Below are 17,428 nucleotides of genomic sequence, written 5' to 3'. Positions count from 1 at the left end.
GCTAGTGCCGACGGTTGTAGTCCGAGTAACCGCCATACAGACCCCGCGAGTCGATCAAATCGGGTTCGGGGTCGTAAGTTCCGCCGCTGTTCCGCAGCAGCCAGACTACGAACCAAGCCGTACCTGCCAGTCCATAGGCCAGGAACAGGCCCTCGAACGGGCTGAAGGTCAGCAGAACAAAGCCCACGGCGTAGGCGATTTCTTTCCAATATTTCGTCATCAGGCGTCGCATAGGACTTCTCCTTTAGGGCGAACAAGCATAGCAAAACACTCCTAATCGAGCAATGAAACCGCAGCAATTCGAAGAACAGAAAGGAAACAGGCAATGATTTTGAGCAACACAACATGGGGCAAGGCAGTTTTGGCGGCAGCAGTGGGTCTCACCATGACCACGGCCCCTGCTGCCGCTGAAACGCCGCAGACCGATTTCGAGTTTGATCAGCGTGTGCGTGCCGCACTTCTTCGCAATCCGGACATCATCCTGGAAGTGTTCGCTCTGCTTGAAGCAAAGGAAGAAGCCGCCAAAGCCGTGAAAGACCAGGAGTTGATCGCCAAGGTGGCCGATGAGCTGTTTGAAGGGTTCGATCCGGCAAAGCCGATCCTGGTGGAGTTTCAGGACTACAACTGCGGGTACTGCCGCCGGGCGCACCCCGTTGTCGCCTCGCTGAAGGAAACCATGCCGAACCTTCAGCTGGTAATCATGGAAACCCCAGTCCTGGGCAAGGAATCTGAGTTCACCGCCAAGGTGGCACTGGCGCTGAAAGCGCTGAAGGGCGTGGATGCCTACCGCGAATTTTCCGATGCCATGATGTCGGTGCAGGGCAAGGCCAGTGCAGCCACCACCATCCGCACGCTGGCGGAGCTGGGGCATGTTCCGGAAGAAATCACCGCCGCGGTGAGTGAAGGCATCGGCGCAGATGACCTGGAAAAGGCCAAGCGCCTGGCCGCTGCACTCGGCGCGACCGGCACGCCGTATTTTGTGGGTCCCGGCGGCATCATCCGCGGCGCGGCACCGGCCGACCGGCTTCAGGCAATCACAACTGCGCCGGAAACCGGTGAATCCGCTGCGAACTGAGAATGGTGTCGCGGCGGGCCATGGCAGCAATACCTCTGCAAAGGATGAGGCCCACAGCCGGGCATAGCAAAGCCCACCGCTGACAAACAGGTGACGCAAAAAGGCCCATGAGTAAAGGCGGGCCGCACATTTCGAGAAGGGAAATTCGAGTGAAAACGATCAAGCGAGCAGTTGCAGTTGCGGGCCTGATGGGGCTGGCCGGGTGCATGGGTAACACCTCTCAGACCTCGGCCAATATCATGGGGCTGCAGTCCATGGCAGGCGTCCAGCGCGCGGCCCAGGCCCAGCCCTCGGAACAGGATCTCGCGATGAGCTGCAATGAGGTGCAGACCGAGTTGAACACGCTCTACGCGCGCAGCGAGGCCATCAACAAGGCCGAACGGAAACGGGAGCGCAAAGCCAACCTGACCGGCGGCCTCATGGAGGCGGGTTTGTCCGTCCTCGGTGCCGGTGCCATCGCCAGCGCGGGATCCGCCCAGTCAATTTCCAACGTGGGCACGGCCACCGCTGTAGCCGGCACCGCGGCCAGCGGCGTGCGCGGATCCGGCGGCCCTGACGCCCAAACCTACAGTACGGCGCTAGCGATCGCAGAACGCAGCGCGCTCCTGGAGCGCGTCAAACTCGCCAACGGCTGCTGAAGCCCGCGCAACAGTCTCCCGGAGAAGAGGAAACCACGAGCATGAAACTCAAGCACTTTATCCCCGCCATCTTTGCCGCAACGGCGCTTTCCGGCTGCCTGAATGACGGCTCTGTACCGGACAAACACGCAATCACCTTCGAGAAACCTGTTCCGGCTGGCGGGCCTTCCAAAGCCCAAAGCATGGCAGCCCTGCGACAATGGCTGGTTGCAAATGTCCCGGAAGGCGACACCGCAAAGGATGTGAGCGTGGGACCGGTCCGCTATGCGGCCGTCCTGTGGCCATTCCCGGAAAAGGATTTCTTCGTCTGCGCCCGGTTCACCGCCAAAAACCGTTTCGGCACATACGAGCCGCCGCAAAACGCCCTGATGACCATGCGCGTCTATGACCCTGCAATAGGCTGGGAACCGGCGCTGGTCAAAGGCGTGGAGCACGATGCGTACCGGCAATACTGCATCAGTCAGCCGCACGCTTAGCAGGCGCAATTTAGGTCAGATAGCCTGACTTATTTAACATAAACAGGATTATGGTGCGGAGCGCTGTACGCGCAAAGCTAAACTGTCACCCTTTAGCAATTCAGGAATGTCACTCTCGCCTGCCATGAGAACAGGCAGCGGGAGCAGACATGGGATGGGTAACGATGAGCGAGCGCGAACTGAACCGCGTGGAGGTTTTGGCGCAGATCGATGACGGCCGGCTGACGGTTGCAAATGGAGCGAACATGCTGGGCCTGACGCGCCGCCAAGTGTTCCGGCTGCTGAAGCGGTACCGGACCGAAGGCGCCGCAGCGATCCGGCACAAGGCGCGCGGCAAGCCTCCGAACAACCGCATCCATAATGCCAAGCGCGATTTTGCTCTGGCTTTGATCCGGGAGAACTATGCGGATTTTGGGCCGACACTGGCATCCGAGATGCTGGCAGAGAACCATGGATTCAAAGTGTCGCGCGAGACCGTGCGCAAGTGGATGGCCGAAGATGGCCTCTGGTTGTCCCGCAAACAGCGCCGGACATTCCACCAGCCGCGGCTGCGCCGGGAATGCTTTGGCGAGCTGATCCAGATCGACGGTTCGGACCATCACTGGTTCGAAGACCGCGGCCCGCGCTGCACTCTGCTGGTGTTCATCGATGATGCGACCAGCACGCTGATGGAACTTCGTTTCGTTACATCTGAAAGTACGTTCAGCTACTTTGAGGCACTGGAGCACTATCTGCTCAAACACGGCCGCCCGGTGGCCTTCTATTCGGACAAGCACACCGTGTTCCGCGTGCCCAACCAGGCGGCGAAGTCCGGCTATGGGATGACCCAGTTCGGCCGGGCTCTGAATGAGATGAATATCGAGATCCTCTGCGCCAACTCAAGCCAGGCGAAGGGTCGCGTGGAACGCGCCAACCGCACATTGCAGGATCGGCTGGTGAAGGAGCTGCGGCTGGCCGGCATCACTGACATAGAGACTGCCAATGCGTTCCTTTCCGGTTTCATGGAACGGTACAACGCTAAGTTCGCCAAGCCGCCAGCCCGCCCGAACAATCTGCACCGGCCCCTGAACGCCGAGCCGGACCGGCTGCGGGATATCCTTTGTTTCCGCGATGAGCGCTATGTCAGCCGTCAGCTGGCCTTCTCCTACGACCGGCAGCGGATCATCCTCGAAGAGAACGAAGTGACCCGCGGGCTGCCGGGCAAATACGTTGACAGCTTCGAATTCGCGGACGGGCGGCTGGAGTTCCGCTGGAAGGGGATCCAGCTCCCCTACTCGGCTTTCGACAAGGATCAGCGCGTCACCCATGCCGCCATTACGGAGAACAAGCGCCTCAGCGCCGTGCTGGAGTTCATCAAAGCCGAACAGGATAAGGCCCCGCCGAAGAAGCGCCGCGCCGGGAAACAGCGCACGCGCTATCAGCCGTCGGGAAGGCGCAACGACGGCTGGAATACACTGGCAGACCGCAAGGCCAAGGCAAATCGCGCAGCCAGCCAGGGCTCCTATATTTGAGGTCTGCGCCCTGTCAGGCTGCGCTCCCGTCGGCGCCACTGGTGACATTCCTGCTTTGCGCAGCCGGTGACATTTCTGGATGGTTGCAACAAGCGCTCACAGCGGCCCAGGAGGCATCCGGGCCGCGGCACCCAGGCTAACCGCCTACACAAAAAAGGACAGACTTGGGTGTCTGCACATGGCCCGGGCCCTGGAGACGCTGGACCAGACCCTCAGCCGCCTCGAGAAGGGCGAGATCAGCGCCATCGAGGCGATCGACGAGTTGTTGACCGAAGAACTGAACCTGCGGGAAGGCCGCCGGATCGGTGTTGGGCTGCGCACAGCGCGCCTCACCCCGATAAAGACGCTGGAAAGCTTCGACTTCTCGTTCCAGCCATCACTGGACCGGCACCGGATCATGGCGCTGGCCCAGCTGGAGTTCATCCAGCGAGCAGAGGTGCTGCACTTCCTTGGCCCGCCGGGAACAGGTAAAAGCCACCTCGCCACGGCCATCGGTGTTGCCGCTGTCAAGGCAGGGCGCAGTGTTTATCGCTGCACCTTGGCCGAGCTGATTGAGGCGCTGTCCAAGGCTGAGCGAGAGGGCCGCCTGGTTGAGAAGCTGCGGTTCTACGCCCGTGCGTCTCTGCTGATTGTCGATGAAATCGGCTACCTTCCCATCACCAGCGGCGGCGCCAACCTGTTCTTCCAGCTGGTCAACGCGCGATACGAAAAAGGGGCGATGATCCTGACGTCAAACCGCGGCTTTGCCGAATGGGGTGAAGTCTTTGGGGACCCCGTGGTCGCAACCGCACTGCTGGACCGCCTGTTGCACCATGCCGTCGTGGTCCAGATCGAGGGTGCCAGCTACCGGTTGCGCCAACATGCTGACCTGATCCCCGAGCACACCCGCGCCCATGCCAACATTGCACCGCCGCCCCCGCCTAAACGGCGCGGACGGCCACCAAAAAACGGAGGTGCCGGTCACCATCCCGGCTGACCGCCGAACCCGCGAGGTGGGGAAATTTGCGCCAGCACTTCCGGGGAAATTCAATCCAGCATTTACACGCCAGCCCTTCCGCGTCTGAGGCATCCGACTTGTTGGGCCGCGCCGAGAGGCTCTTATGTGCCTTGCGGGCGTCGATACAGATCGCTCGCAATCCCATCCGTGTCAGGCCACGCTGCAGCCAAATCGAGAGCTGGCCACTCTCATGCACGACCCGGTGCGGTGTCAGCGAACGGTTGCAAAACCAGCCCGCCACGCCTTCGGGGTCAGCAGGGCAAGCGCCGCGCGCGATGACCCTGCCATCCCCGTCCACGACACAGATCGAAATTTCTTTTAGCGATACGTCCAATCCAGCATAATGTTCCAAGGTCGTTCTCCTCGCGGCATTTATCCATGAGGCCAACATACCGGACCTCGTTCGCCCCCGGAGAGCGGCCGCCGCAATCACACTATGTTTTTCTATACGGGCCGCGGCGCATCGGTGGCGTTCGTGCGCAACCCGGCCCGAGTTGAATAACCTTCAACCTTCCAGACATTCGCTGCAGGAGCAGCCTGCACATCAACCTGAGGCCGCTTCGCGCAGAAAGCAGACTTTGCAAAATCTGTTCACCTTCGGGAAGGCAAGCGGCGAAGTCTCACTTCGCTCTTCGCGATAAAAGCCCTCCTAACGGAGAGGTATCCTAGCAATCCCAAGACGAAAATGCCGCGTAGGCAGTTTACCTCTTCAACCAGAAGGCACATTCATCTTAAGGTCCGGCAATAGGACGTGCATTGAGTTGAACTGTAGGATTGGATTTTGAGTTGTTGGCATACAGGGGGAAAGTTCCACTCAAAGATGAGACCGAACTGACGGCACACTTGGCAACGCTGTTGCGAATGGAAAATGTTGGCGTCTTGCTCGGCGCTGGAGCTTCCGTCGGCTGTGGCGGTAAGACTATGGCCGATCTGTGGAAAGACTTCACTTCGACCTCACCAGATGAGTATCGCTGGCTATACGAGAATAATTTTTGCCCAAAACCAATGATGCCACCGCCCGGTGCACCTTTGTCCACCCCTCCTAACGTGGAAAAGCTCTTGGACACTTTGGCGATAGCAATCGTTGAGTGGGAAAGGTCGTGTGCAAGCGAGTTGGATCAAGGAAAAAAAGCACGGGCGGCAATCTATCGAGCGTTGGTCAGAGCGTCCTTTATGGACGAAGGCTGGTGGAATACTCCAGAGGGCGTCTCGCACAGCGAGGACAAGCTGTCCTCGCACCGGCTACTTTTGCAGCGACTAACGTCCGCCAGACAGCCAGGACAATCGTCTCCTTGGCTGTTCACCACCAACTATGACCTCGCCATTGAATGGGCGGCCGACTCAATTGACATGAACGTCATCAATGGCTTTTTGGGTCTCCATTCTCGCCGCTTCACACCTCAGAGCTTTGATCTGGGGTTTCGGAATGTTCAGGCAAAGGGAGAGGCGCAATTTGGGTCCTACAATGTCTATTTGGCTAAGCTCCATGGCTCTCTGACATGGAAGGAAGTTTGCGGGCAGTACTATGAAATTCAAGCGACTGAAGCGCAGGGGGAAATCCAGTCCTTCGTAAAAGGCGACACAGATAAGCTTGCCTTTACAGTTCTCCCTAGCGCCGCGAAGTACATTCAAACTGTTGGCTTCGTGCTAGGGGAGCTGTTTCGCAGATACTCTGAGTTTCTATCTCGTCCACAGTCTGCGCTTTTAGTGTCAGGGTATGGCTTTGGAGATGAGCATATCAACAGGTTACTTTTGTCAGCGTTGCTCAACCCGACTTTCCAGTTGGTTGTCTATCTCCCCGAGTTTTCCGGGTTGGAAGACGTGTCTAAACTTCCAACAGCGGCGCAAAAACTGCTTTCTCTACAAAGCCCGCGCGTAACATTCGTAGGCGGTGGTGGGGATGCCTATTTTGGGAGCTTTGTCGAACACCTTCCTGAACCATCGATCTACAACGAAGACCTTCGCCAGCTTCAAGAAAGGCTAAAGGCACTTGATGCAGCCACGAACCCAAGTGAAGGTGGTTCATCGTGATCGGTCGTTCACCAATCGGGTATGTAGTTCGGATTGACGGATCGGAAATCACTCTAAACGTCTTGGATCACCACCGGGGGATGGTCGCAGGGCATTCTCACGGTGTGTCGATGGTTGCGGAGATTGGCAGCCTTTTGGGTATTGATGCGGGCGACCGCTTGCTGTTGCTTCGGGTTCGTTCGATCAGTTTTGCTGAACCAAATGAGGTTCATCGCCGATCCATGGGAAAAAGCTCGCTTTCGGCTGAACCCCTTCGCCATGTTGTTGGCATTGTCGTGGGAAAACTCACCCGAAAAACCGGTGAACTCGAATTTGTGTCTGACTCACTGTCTACCCCCGCTTTAGGGGCAATGGTCTATCCACTGATCGCGGATGAGGAAAAGGCAGTTCTTGGTCGCGACGACAACGCGCCTACATCGATTCACTTGGGAAATGAGTTACGCGGCGGCGCACCGGTCCACGTGGACATTCAAAGCCTGATAAGCAAACACGTAGCCGTTCTCGGTAGTTCAGGACAGGGAAAAAGCTGTTTTACAGCCGCTATACTCCAACAAATTGTTAAACTTCCGGGCTCTCGGACAGTCATATTTGATATCAACGGTGAGTATGAGCAGGCCTTCTCAGAAAACGTAGAGCCGGGTTGGGTCAGAACAACAAAGCTCGGAGAGGGCGGCCTGAAAATTCCCTACTTTGCGCTTGGGCGGCACGGCCTCCAAAGGCTCCTAATGCCAAGCGAAAAGACGCAAAGGCCAGCGCTGATGTTCGCCTTGGAATCACTCAATCGGGTCAAATGGATCGATGCCGGTAGTGGTGTCGGAATAAAGACTGATACCACACCATTCTTGTTCGATGACTGTCGAAGCGGAAATGCAACGCAAGCACAGCAGCGGATTTCGGCACTACAGGACAAGACTGCGGCAGAAGTGTCCGTGTGGCCCCCAATGAAAGCTCTGGGGCCATTAGTTGCGGAAAGCTATTCGCTGACAAACGGCAGGAATGGCTGGGAACGAAACGCGTTTCAATATGGCAATGTTGCCCCGCTGGTAAACCGCATCCACAGGTTCGTTGAAGACCCAATGTTTTCAGCCGTTGTTGATACGGATGGAGAGCCCCGTAGTGCACCGCTCAACTGGCGGCGCGAGGCCACTGAGTTAGTGGCAAACATATTCGGCGATAAGAACTCTGACTGGAGGGTACATATTGTTGATCTTCGCCGTGTGGCCCATGACTTGATGCCGTTTATTCTTGGTTCATTGCTAGAACTGTTCGCGTTTGAGATTTTCGAGCGAGGCCAAGATGAGAAGGTTCCCACTCTTTTGGTGTTGGAGGAAGCACACCACTATTTAAGATCCGTGGGTGTCGGGGAAAGCGACACCGGAAGTTCCTTGGCCTATGAACGACTGGCAAAGGAAGGCCGGAAATTTGGATTGGCGCTTTGGCTGAGCACTCAACGTCCATCGGAGATATCTCAAACCGTTCTTTCCCAATGCGGCAATTGGGTCTCATTCCGGCTGGCATCGGATAGAGACTTGGCGGCAGTTCAAGCATCGAGCGAATGGGCGGACAAACGAGATGTCAAAAGAATTTCTGGACTTGCACGGCAGAACGCTGTTGCTTTTGGTGAGAGCCTCAGAATGCCAGTGACCCTTGTTTCGCCGATTGCGTCACCCACCCCAAAATCAAACGATGCTGCATTTGATAAATGGGCGGAACCCGACGTTTTTGGATAAAGTCCTCCGTGACTTTTTTCGTCGGGTGCTGCGACCGTTCAAGCGCTGTTTGTCGCTTTACTGGTTCTCAGAATCTTAGCTTTCTAATTCTGACAGAAGCTATACTGGGTGGCAAAAGTAGACGCGTAACGTAAGCGCCCGATTTTTACCGCAGCGGTTGATTGTTGACGCGGGCGATGATGCCGGGCTCAGCGACGAAGTCTTCGAGGAAGCTGTGCCATGCCTCAACGGACACTCGTGCTGATGCCAGCATGTCGCGCAATTCGTCGATGCCCTCGTCGGTCAGCGCCGTAATGTAGTCGTCCCGTCCGATGTGGACGCTGACGATGTTGCCGTAGGAGAGGTTGTCGTCGTTGCTGACGATGGCCTCGAGAAGTCCAGGATCCTCGCCCAGCAGGCTGGCGACATGGGCGATGGAGCAGACGTAGGTCGTCGCTGCCATCACGCAGCCTCGCTGCGGCTCTGATCTGCCGGCTTCCAGTTCCAAGGGAGCAATTCGGCCAGCCGGTTGACCATGTGATCGTGGATACGGTCCAAGACATCTGCGAGGTAGGCCTGCGGATCGAGGCCGTTCATCTTTGCCGTCTCGATGACGGTCATGGCGCGGGCGAGCGTTTCACCGCCGGTATCCGAACCCGCGAATAGCCAGTTCCGCCTGCCAACGCCAATGGGCCGCAGCGCGCGCTCGGCGGGATTGTTGTCGATGGCCACGCGCCCGTCCTCCAGAAACAGCGTGAATGAAGCCCAACGGCTCAGCCCGTAGCGGAACGCCTTGGCCAGATCACTCTTACCGGGAATACGGGTGAGCTGCCTTTCGGCCCAGTCCCGGAACGCATCAACCTTGGGCTTGCTTTCCTTTTGGCGCACGGCCAGCCGCAGTTCGGCAGGCTTGCCGCTGATTTCTCGTTCGATGTCGTAGAGCTTGCCGATACGGTCGAGCGCCTCGCGCGCGATTGCGGATTTCGTCGCGGTCCAGACATCGTGAAAGTCGCGGCGAAGATGCGCCCAGCACGCGGCCTCCCGGAACTGGCTCTTGCCGTCCAGGTCCGCGGCATAGAGCTTGGCATACCCCTTGTAGCCATCAGCCTGGAGAATGCCGCTGGTCTCGCCAAGATGGGCGAGGACATGCTCTTCCTTCCAGTCCGGGGCAAAGTGATAGACCGCACCGGGCGGGGCCGTGCCCGCCCATGGGCGCTGATCCCGGACATAGGCCCAGATCCGGCCTTTCTTGACGCCCTTTCCGAGCCCCTTGTCGCGGCGGCCGCGATCGAGAACCCGGATGGGCGTGTCATCTGCGTGCAGAAGATTGCTGGCCATGATCTCGGCCTCGATCTTCTCGATCAGCGGCGCCAGCGCCTTCATTGCCCCGCCGCACCAGTCGACCAGGGTCGTGTCCGGGATGTCTGCCCCCATGCGGGCGAAGATCTCGTTCTGACGATACAACGGCACGTGGTCGTCGAACTTCGAGGTCAGCACATAAGCCAGAAGGTTCGGGCCCGCCATGCTCCGTGGGATCGGACGGCTGGGTGCCGGGCTTTGAACCATACGCTCGCAGCGCCGGCAGGATTTCTTGATACGCGCGATCTCGATGACCTTCAGCTGGGCTGCAATCATGTCGATCAGCTCGCTGACATCCTCCCCGACCACACGCAGATCGCCCCCGCAATCCGGGCAACTGTCGCCGGGGTCAAGCTCGCGGCGTTCGCGCGGCGTGTCCTGCGACACCTTCGGACGGCGGCGCCTCGACTCCCGCGGTTCGGCTGGTTCCGGGGTCTGGTTGTCCGTCTCCGGCTCATCGTCGCCCTCCGGCGGCAGTTCATCCGCCTCGGCGAGCGCAACCTGCAGGTCCTCCAGCGCCAGTTCCAGTTGCTCGATCTCCCGCTCGATCTTTTCCGAACTGGAGCCGAATTTCTGCTTCTGCAATCTGGCAATCCGGACGCGCAGCGCCTGAACCAGCAGATCATGCGCCCGCAAACTGGCGGACATCTTCTGGTTTTCCGCCTGCAACGCGGCGATCATCGCCTTCAGAACGGCGGGATCATTGGGGAGAGGCGTGGCTTCTACGGACATGGTGGTGGATACCATTCTCCAAGGTCGGACGCCATAAAAACAAACGATTCCAGGGAGATAAATCAGCCCGTCCGGGCTGGTGGCGCGCCCCAATCCGGCCTGCGCCAGTCGATCCCCTCCCAGAGCATGGCCAATTGAGCGGCGGTCAGACGCACGCTGCCATCCGTCGCCGCAGGCCATGGGAAACGACCCTTCTCCAGGACTTTGTAATACAGGCAAAAGCCCTGGCCATCCCAATACAGAAGCTTCACCCTGTCGCCGCGGCGCCCTCGAAACGCGAACACGGCACCGTTCGATGGCCGCTGCCTCAAGACATCCTGCGCGATCGCTGAAAGCCCCGCGATACCTTTGCGCATATCAGTGTGACCGCAGGCCAGGTAAACGCGAATGCCGGTTCCCGGGCCGATCATGCCGCCTCCACCGCCTGGATCAAACGGGTCAGCACCGCCGCATCCACATGGGCATCGACCCGCAAGCTGCGACCATTGCGTAGAACCACCTCAATCAACGCCAAGCTCGCTTCAGGGGCGCACGCTTCCTGCGGTTCCGGCGGCGACGTAATATCGACGGGCAGGAATAGCGTCGCGTCGTCTGGCGTCAGAAGCCCCTTCCTCCTCAGCTCGTATCGCCAGGCATAGATCTGCTGCCGCCTGATCTCGTGGCGCTGTGCGACCTGCGACACGGTCGCGCCGTTCACCCCGACCGAAAGCACAATCGCCAACTTCTCGTCGTCACTCCAGCGGCGCCGACGCTCCAAGCCAAGAATTTCGCCCCGCACAGCTGCCTCCCTCCCTGTAGGAGACGTCATTAAAGACGTCTTTATGGACGTTTCTTACCAATCTCCAGGACACACGAGCAGGCGGTTCAAATCGGGCGGTTACCGCGTAACCTTGAGCTCAACGGCAGCTTTGGGCTGGGTGCAGCCGATCCGCCCCATGCGGTCCGATCCGATGACTGGTGCTGTTTGCGAGCTCCTCCCCGATTAGGCTGGTGCCTCGCTCTGCAGGTGGTTGCTATGAAATCTTTGGAGATCAGTCAGTTCCGACCGCAACACTGCTTGTATTTGCGGCCCGATCCGCAGGAGCACGGATCGTTTCGACCTGGTCGAGGACTAGCCTTGAACGGCATGCCGGAAAGATTTTCAGGCTCAGGGCGGGAAAGTTCAGGGCGTGACTGGTGCAGTATTGTCGCAACGCAGTTCGGGATCAGATCGGGGGCTTCAAGGTCGATCTGGTCAATTTCGTCGTCCGTGAACTTGCTTTGACCAGTGTAGATGTCCTGTAACGCCATCAAGAAGATCATCGTAGCCCGCGTCTCTTCGTCGGCCTGATCGAGCAGGCGTTCCCAAGCTTTCGGCCGCAGGCCCATGGAGCGGGTGAAGCCATCGACCCAAGGCTCCCACATCGTCTCGTCGCTGTTGGGATCAACCTCGTAGACAGGCTCGATCCAAAACGAGCGGGACATCGCCTCGGCCACCGAATTGTAATGCGCCATGACAGCACCGATCGTTTCTTCTGCGGCTTTCTGGTCAGGAAAATGTGCTTCGCCGGTCTCGCCCCAGACATGGGGCAGCCATTCCGAGGGCGGGATCATGTCACTACAAGCAAGAATGCCGGTCACGTAGCCATCAAATTCGCTAAGCGACATAGGCATGTTTTCGACGGGCAGCGCATGCAGCAGCGCGTTGAGGCGATCAAGCTCTTGATGTGATTGGCCCATGAAACTTCTCCCGGCGATGTCGGGAATTTTTAGCTGCGGGACTGACAATTCGCAACTATCGCAATGCCGGATGCGGGCTGCGAACCGTCGACTGCACTCGCGGCACCCCATCGTCGCGGCAACGTCACCTGTGAGCTCGAATGCCAACTTCCCCTGGGCATTGAAGAGCGGTTCAGACCCACCATTGGTCGATGGCTGCGATCTCCTCGTCAGTCCATCCGAAATGATGGGCGAACTCGTGAATAACAACATGCGCGATCAACTGGTTCAGCTCGACATCACCGCGGTCGCGCCATTCCGCCAGGATCGGCTGGCGGAAGAGCCAGACAACATCCGGAGATGGCGCCAGGTCGAGAACCGATTTCTCGGTCATAGGTATTCCCTCGTAGAGCCCTGTCAGTTCATATGGATCTGCAAAACCAAGTTCGTCCAGCATGGCCGGCGCAGGCCATTCGGCAATGCGCAGAATGACGTTATCTGCAGCTGGCCTGAAGGCCCTCGGCAGGGAAGCTATAGTGGCGCGAGCGATCTTCTCGAAATGGTCAAGGTCGTGGTGCATGCGTTGTAATTGGTTTCTCTGAAAGGTGTAGTGAACCGCCAAGCCGGAGAGGGCAGTTCATACGCCTGGTGCGATCAGCAGCCTCCGGCCCCAAATCGGACTGCGACGGATACCGCACCGCTGTGGCCAGCTGCTTGCCTCAGAAGGGTATATCTGCTTTGACCGAGAACAACTGAAAACACAGGTGAAATATGGCAATTGATCTAAAGGGGCTGAGTGCCGCTGAATTGGAAGCGCTGGCCAAGGAAATCGAAGTCCGCAAAGTGGAAGTAGAGAGCGAGGCAAAGAAAAGCGCTTATGCCGAAATGCTGGCCATTGCGGAAAAACATGGAGTGGCCTTTGAAGAGGTTATTGCTCTGCATGGCGGAAAGGGGCGTAAATCAAGCGCAAAGGCACCTGCTAAATACGCCAATCCAGCCGACCGATCCCAAACCTGGAGCGGCCGCGGGCGTAAGCCTGCTTGGGTCCACGAAGCTTTGGAAGCTGGGAAGTCCCTCGAGGATCTTGAGATCTGAAGCAGCAATTCATTTGTTGGGCTAACGCAGGCGGCACCACGTACAGTTGCGCGGGGCGCAATTGGCAACATGGGCTGCCTGCCGTCATTCACGCCTGGCGCGGCGAACGCCCGGTCGGAGCCCAATCCGGAAGTGACAAATTCTTGCTGCGAGTGCATGCAGAGCGCTTACCTGCTGCACCGCCGGATGGTACTCGCTGCTTGGCAGAATGAAATGCGGCCGTTCAGACAACACGCAGCGATGTTTCGACGGGCATAACGGGGTTTCGGATAAGACTCCGATGCGCCGCTGTCACGTCAATCTCGGTTCTTGCGCATGCGCACACTTTAAGACCGGCATTCTTATCTAAACACATGCAGCAGATTAGTAGCGGCATCACCAACAAGCTAATTGATCAATAAATGTGTTGAACCTCTAGTAGCTATAGAGGTTAGTCTGCGCAAAATTGATCGAATAATGAGGCGAATCATGCCTGTTGAGAAGTGTATCAGTGGATCGGAATGCAGCCAAAACCAGACGCAAAGTAGTAGTGCGTGTGGTAGTTCTTGTGGCGAAGCGATAGCGACGCTGACCTGCCCCCCGCTGGTCCCTCGTTCATGAGGAGAGTCTGCGGGTTTGGTTTTGGTAATCGTCGGTCTCGGGCTTGGCAAGCGCGGCAGGCGCGGAGCCCTCAAATAGCTCAAGCGCCTGCCGCGCTTGCATTGGCGTTCTGTTCCCCAGCGAAGAATGCGGCCTGACGTTGTTGTAATCGTAGCGCCACAGCGCCAGCTTGCGGCGGGCATCGTCCAGGGTATCGAACAGCTCTTCATTGAGAAGCTCGTCCCGCAGGCTGCCGTTGAATGACTCGATAAAGGCATTCTGCTGCGGTTTCCCGGGGTCGATGTAATACCAATCCACGCCGTTCCTGTCGGCCCATTTCAGGATTGCCCGGCTGGTGAATTCCGTGCCGTTGTCGCTGACAATGCAAGCGGGTTTCCCGTAGATCCGGACGAGCGCGTCCAGCTCCCGGGCAACGCGCTCTCCTGAAATGCTGGTGTCCGCAGCCAGGCACAGGTTTTCCCGGCAGCAGTCATCGTTCACGGCCAGGATGCGGAACTTCCGCGAGGCGCCGAAGCTGTCCGCCAGGAAGTCCAGGGACCAGCGCTGGTTCGGCCGTGTGGCTTCGGGCATCGGTGTGCGTGAGCCCCGGGCGCGTTTGCGGCCCCGCCGCCGCTTCACCGCAAGGCCTTCTTCCCGGTAGAGGCGGTACAGTTTTTTGTGGTTCATGATCATGCCTTTGCGCTCAAGCAGCACGCCGATCCTCCGGTAGCCGAACCGGCGGCGTTTGCCAGCGATCTCTTTCATCTCCTGGCGGATCTCGGGATGGTCGGGCGGGCGTTTGCGCCGGACCGTCTTGGGGTCGACACCGACAAGCCGGCAGGCCCTGCGCTGCGAGATGCCATGATCCCGCATCGCAGTGAGCGCTGCCTCTCGCCGCTCCTTCGGTGCCGTCAGCTTTTTCCCAGCAGGTCTTTCAGAACCACATTGTCGAGCATCGTGTCTGCCAGCAGCCGCTTCAGCTTGGCATTCTCATCTTCCAGCGCTTTCAGCCGCGCCGCCTCCGATACCTCCATGCCGCCATACTTGGACTTCAGCTTGTAAAAGGTCGCCGGGCTCAGCCCATGCCGGCGGCACACCTCCGCCGTCGGCATCCCGGCTTCCTGCTCTTTGATCATCCCGATGATTTGCGCCTCGGTGTAACGGCTCTTACGCATTCGTCTGCTCCTACATAGGTTGGGCAGACTCTACATTATGGTGAGGGATTTCGCGGGGGGCAGGTCAACGCCTAGCGCGTCCGAAGCAGGGCGAAGCTTTCGCGTGACAGGTCTTGATTGCGCAGAAGAAGTTGCGATCCTGAGTCGTGTCGTCGGTCCCGGAGTTGGAGGCGCAGAACATCTGGCCTTTGATGTTTTGAATGGCAGGATGATTTTGCGCGAGAGTGTGCAACTGGTGTCGGATGAGACAGTCATTCGACTTGTTGGCTCTACCGGCATGAGCGCCAAGCCCTGGGACGCTAAGACAGCCGAGGCAGATCAGGCATCGCATTTCAGACAGCAACGATTGTTCACAGGTCTGAGCGGTTGTTTCTGGGCCGCCGGGCTTACATATCACGTGATCGAAACAGGGGCGGGAGGTGCAATCAGTTTGTTCTCCGGCCATGGCGACACACAGATGCCAGTGATCGAAGTTTCCGCATTCCTTATAGCGATCATTTTGGGGGTTTGGTTGGTTGCGCCAAAAGCATGGTCTTCGTTGCGACGGTTTTCTCCAGACATGAACCTTCTCATGATCATTGCTGTTGCTGGCGCAATTGCTATCGGAGAGTTTTTCGAGGCCGCGACAGTCGCATTCTTCTTCGCGCTTTCCCTGACCTTGGAAAGTTGGAGCGTCGGAAGAGCGCGTAACGCAGTTTCCGCCTTGCTTAATCTCGCACCGCCCACAGCCAGAGTGATCCGGGAGGATGGTCGTGAGAATGACATAGCTGCGGCAGATGTGTCCGTCGGAGATAAGTTTGTCGTGCGGGGCGGTGACCGCATCGCCCTGGACGGCGAAGTTATTGATGGCCGTGGCGAGGTTGATCAAGCGCCCATTACAGGCGAAAGCGCACTTGTGCCGAAAGAAACCGGCGACGAGGTTTATGCAGGTACAATCAATGGCGATGGAACTCTCATCGTCCGCGCCACGAAGCTTTCTTCAGATACTGTCCTATCTAAGATCATCCGCATGGTCGGAGATGCCCATTCGCGGCGCGCGGAGGTGGAGCAGTGGGTGACAAAATTTGCCCGCATCTACACCCCGGTTGTTATGATTTTGGCGTTTCTGATCGCTGTGATTCCGCCTCTTCTTACAGGCGGTGCTTGGAACTACTGGTTTTATAACGCGCTTGTGTTGCTGGTCATTGCCTGCCCTTGCGCACTTGTGATCTCGACACCGGTTTCAATAGTCGCAGCACTCGCATCCTCTGCTCGACACGGCGTACTCATTAAAGGTGGAGCCTATGTTGAAGCCCCGTCGCAAATGACCGCTTTGGCTATGGATAAAACAGGGACCATTACAGAAGGCGAACCTGAAGTCACAAACCTCCGGCCACTAGGCAAAACCACGCAAGCAGAACTGTTGCAGGCAGCGGTCGCATTGGAAGCCCGTTCCTCGCATCCACTTGCACGAGCCATTTTGGAGCGTGCAGCGTCCGACGGGATTGATTCCGTCGCAGCGGAAAATACGAAAACTGTCCCCGGTCGTGGGGTCGAAGGAGAGTGGCAGGGACAGGAAATCTGGTTGGGTTCCGACAGATTTTCTGCGGAGAAAGGGCTTCAAGAAACCATTCCCCGTGACTTGCTGCATCAGATTCAATCGGCAGGTAACACAATGGTCGTGGTGGGCACGTCTGATCGGTTGCTTGGCGTTATCGAATTGAGGGATAAGATCCGTGCGAATGCAAAGGGCATTGTTGCCCGGCTGCATGCCCAAGGTGTAACAAAGATCATCATGCTGACCGGTGACAATGAGCGCACCGCCCGTGCTGTCGCAGCTGAAGTTGGAATTGATGAGGTCCGCGCAGAACTTCTGCCCGAAGACAAAGTTACCGCAATCGAGGAACTGACAGCCAATCATGACGTGGTTGCGATGATCGGTGACGGCGTCAACGATGCTCCGGCAATGGCTCGGGCGCACTTTGCAATTGCAATGGGCGCGGTTGGTTCGGACGCCGCCATTGAGACGGCGGACATTGCGTTGATGACTGACGACATCGGAAAAGTTCCCTGGCTTGTTACCCATTCGCACAGAACGATGGGAATTATCCGCCAGAACATCGGCTTGTCGCTCGCGACCAAGGCGTTTTTTGTCGTGCTGACTGCCTTTGGCATGGCCTCTATGTGGGGAGCGATTGCGGCAGATGTGGGCGTATCTCTTTTGGTGGTCACCAATGCACTACGACTATTGAAAGCCCGAAAGGATGGGGAATTGGAACTGCATGGCGACCGCAAGGCAGGCGCCCGTAGTGCTGCCGCAGCATAGACCAGTAGACATTGAGCAACGGCGCATAGAACGTCCGGGGAAAAAAGG

At 58.0% G+C, this 17,428-nt stretch carries 18 protein-coding genes; 9 read left to right on the top strand and 9 right to left on the bottom strand.

Features of this window, described 5'->3' with window-relative positions; translation table 11 throughout:
- Position 1 precedes the first annotated feature (1 nt).
- Complete coding sequence (locus R2C4_RS01225) at positions 2–232, bottom strand: hypothetical protein (RefSeq protein ID WP_141889236.1); 231 nt, start codon at positions 230–232, stop codon at positions 2–4.
- A gap of 93 nt (positions 233–325) precedes the next feature.
- On the opposite strand from R2C4_RS01225, the gene R2C4_RS01220 reads away from it, so the two are divergent.
- The 5 genes from R2C4_RS01220 (at position 326) to istB (ending at position 4,676) form a co-directional block, all read left to right on the top strand.
- Positions 326–1,075, top strand: a complete 750-nt coding sequence (locus tag R2C4_RS01220; protein WP_141889235.1) for a DsbA family protein — start codon at positions 326–328, stop codon at positions 1,073–1,075.
- 149 nt (positions 1,076–1,224) lie between these two features.
- Entirely contained in the window at positions 1,225–1,713 is a 489-nt protein-coding gene (locus R2C4_RS01215) for a hypothetical protein (protein WP_141889234.1), read from the top strand.
- 41 nt (positions 1,714–1,754) lie between these two features.
- Positions 1,755–2,189, top strand: coding sequence for a hypothetical protein (locus tag R2C4_RS01210; RefSeq protein ID WP_141889233.1), 435 nt, complete (start codon positions 1,755–1,757; stop codon positions 2,187–2,189).
- Positions 2,190–2,338: 149 nt separating this feature from the next.
- Positions 2,339–3,700, top strand: coding sequence for an ISNCY family transposase (locus R2C4_RS01205; RefSeq protein WP_141889232.1), 1,362 nt, complete (start codon positions 2,339–2,341; stop codon positions 3,698–3,700).
- A gap of 115 nt (positions 3,701–3,815) precedes the next feature.
- Complete coding sequence (gene istB, locus R2C4_RS01200; protein WP_208764487.1) at positions 3,816–4,676, top strand: IS21-like element helper ATPase IstB; 861 nt, start codon at positions 3,816–3,818, stop codon at positions 4,674–4,676.
- Here the strand turns inward: istB and R2C4_RS21500 are convergent.
- Positions 4,621–5,088, bottom strand: coding sequence for an IS110 family transposase (locus R2C4_RS21500; RefSeq protein ID WP_420870752.1), 468 nt, complete (start codon positions 5,086–5,088; stop codon positions 4,621–4,623). The two genes, istB and R2C4_RS21500, sit on opposite strands and share 56 nt — an antisense overlap.
- A 383-nt stretch (positions 5,089–5,471) precedes the next feature.
- On the opposite strand from R2C4_RS21500, the gene R2C4_RS01190 reads away from it, so the two are divergent.
- Together R2C4_RS01190 and herA are read left to right on the top strand one after the other, a co-directional pair.
- A complete protein-coding gene (locus R2C4_RS01190) occupies positions 5,472–6,728 on the top strand; it encodes an SIR2 family anti-phage-associated protein (RefSeq protein ID WP_244940709.1) in 1,257 nt (418 codons plus the stop codon).
- Positions 6,725–8,458 carry an anti-phage-associated helicase HerA gene (herA, locus tag R2C4_RS01185; RefSeq protein ID WP_244940708.1) on the top strand — a complete coding sequence of 578 codons (1,734 nt, stop codon included), beginning with the start codon at positions 6,725–6,727 and terminating at the stop codon, positions 8,456–8,458. The genes R2C4_RS01190 and herA overlap by 4 nt, the downstream gene beginning before the upstream one ends.
- A gap of 145 nt (positions 8,459–8,603) precedes the next feature.
- On the opposite strand, the gene R2C4_RS01180 is transcribed toward herA, so the two are convergent.
- From R2C4_RS01180 to R2C4_RS01155, 6 genes are all read right to left on the bottom strand, one after another.
- On the bottom strand, positions 8,604–8,900 hold the full coding sequence (locus R2C4_RS01180; RefSeq protein ID WP_141889230.1) for a hypothetical protein: 297 nt from the start codon (positions 8,898–8,900) through the stop codon (positions 8,604–8,606).
- A complete protein-coding gene (gene tnpC / locus R2C4_RS01175) occupies positions 8,900–10,528 on the bottom strand; it encodes an IS66 family transposase (protein ID WP_141889295.1) in 1,629 nt (542 codons plus the stop codon). The genes R2C4_RS01180 and tnpC overlap by 1 nt, the downstream gene beginning before the upstream one ends.
- Before the next feature lie 62 nt (positions 10,529–10,590).
- Complete coding sequence (gene tnpB / locus R2C4_RS01170; RefSeq protein ID WP_141889229.1) at positions 10,591–10,938, bottom strand: IS66 family insertion sequence element accessory protein TnpB; 348 nt, start codon at positions 10,936–10,938, stop codon at positions 10,591–10,593.
- Positions 10,935–11,306: an IS66-like element accessory protein TnpA gene (tnpA, locus tag R2C4_RS01165; protein ID WP_141889228.1), complete on the bottom strand. Its 372-nt coding sequence runs from the start codon at positions 11,304–11,306 to the stop codon at positions 10,935–10,937. Before tnpA ends, tnpB begins: the two co-directional genes overlap by 4 nt.
- Positions 11,307–11,563: 257 nt before the next feature.
- Complete coding sequence (locus tag R2C4_RS01160; RefSeq protein ID WP_141889227.1) at positions 11,564–12,247, bottom strand: UPF0149 family protein; 684 nt, start codon at positions 12,245–12,247, stop codon at positions 11,564–11,566.
- A 172-nt stretch (positions 12,248–12,419) separates the two neighbouring features.
- A complete protein-coding gene (locus R2C4_RS01155) occupies positions 12,420–12,806 on the bottom strand; it encodes a metallopeptidase family protein (protein WP_141889226.1) in 387 nt (128 codons plus the stop codon).
- Between the two features lie 191 nt (positions 12,807–12,997).
- On the opposite strand from R2C4_RS01155, the gene R2C4_RS01150 reads away from it, so the two are divergent.
- Positions 12,998–13,321: an H-NS histone family protein gene (locus R2C4_RS01150; protein WP_141889225.1), complete on the top strand. Its 324-nt coding sequence runs from the start codon at positions 12,998–13,000 to the stop codon at positions 13,319–13,321.
- 594 nt (positions 13,322–13,915) lie between these two features.
- Here the strand turns inward: R2C4_RS01150 and R2C4_RS01145 are convergent.
- Positions 13,916–15,075, bottom strand: a protein-coding gene (locus R2C4_RS01145; RefSeq protein WP_141889224.1) for an IS3 family transposase whose coding sequence is annotated in 2 segments (ribosomal slippage) — positions 13,916–14,817 and positions 14,817–15,075 — 1,161 coding nt in all. Because the reading frame shifts where the segments join, the coding sequence is not laid out codon by codon here.
- Positions 15,076–15,112: 37 nt separating this feature from the next.
- On the opposite strand from R2C4_RS01145, the gene R2C4_RS01140 reads away from it, so the two are divergent.
- Positions 15,113–17,380: a heavy metal translocating P-type ATPase gene (locus R2C4_RS01140; protein ID WP_141889223.1), complete on the top strand. Its 2,268-nt coding sequence runs from the start codon at positions 15,113–15,115 to the stop codon at positions 17,378–17,380.
- The last annotated feature ends 48 nt before the right edge of the window (positions 17,381–17,428 follow it).

The organism is Leisingera aquaemixtae, assembly GCF_006740765.1.
Taxonomy (GTDB): Bacteria; Pseudomonadota; Alphaproteobacteria; order Rhodobacterales; family Rhodobacteraceae; genus Leisingera; species Leisingera aquaemixtae.
This window is presented reverse-complemented; position numbering and strand designations above follow the sequence as displayed.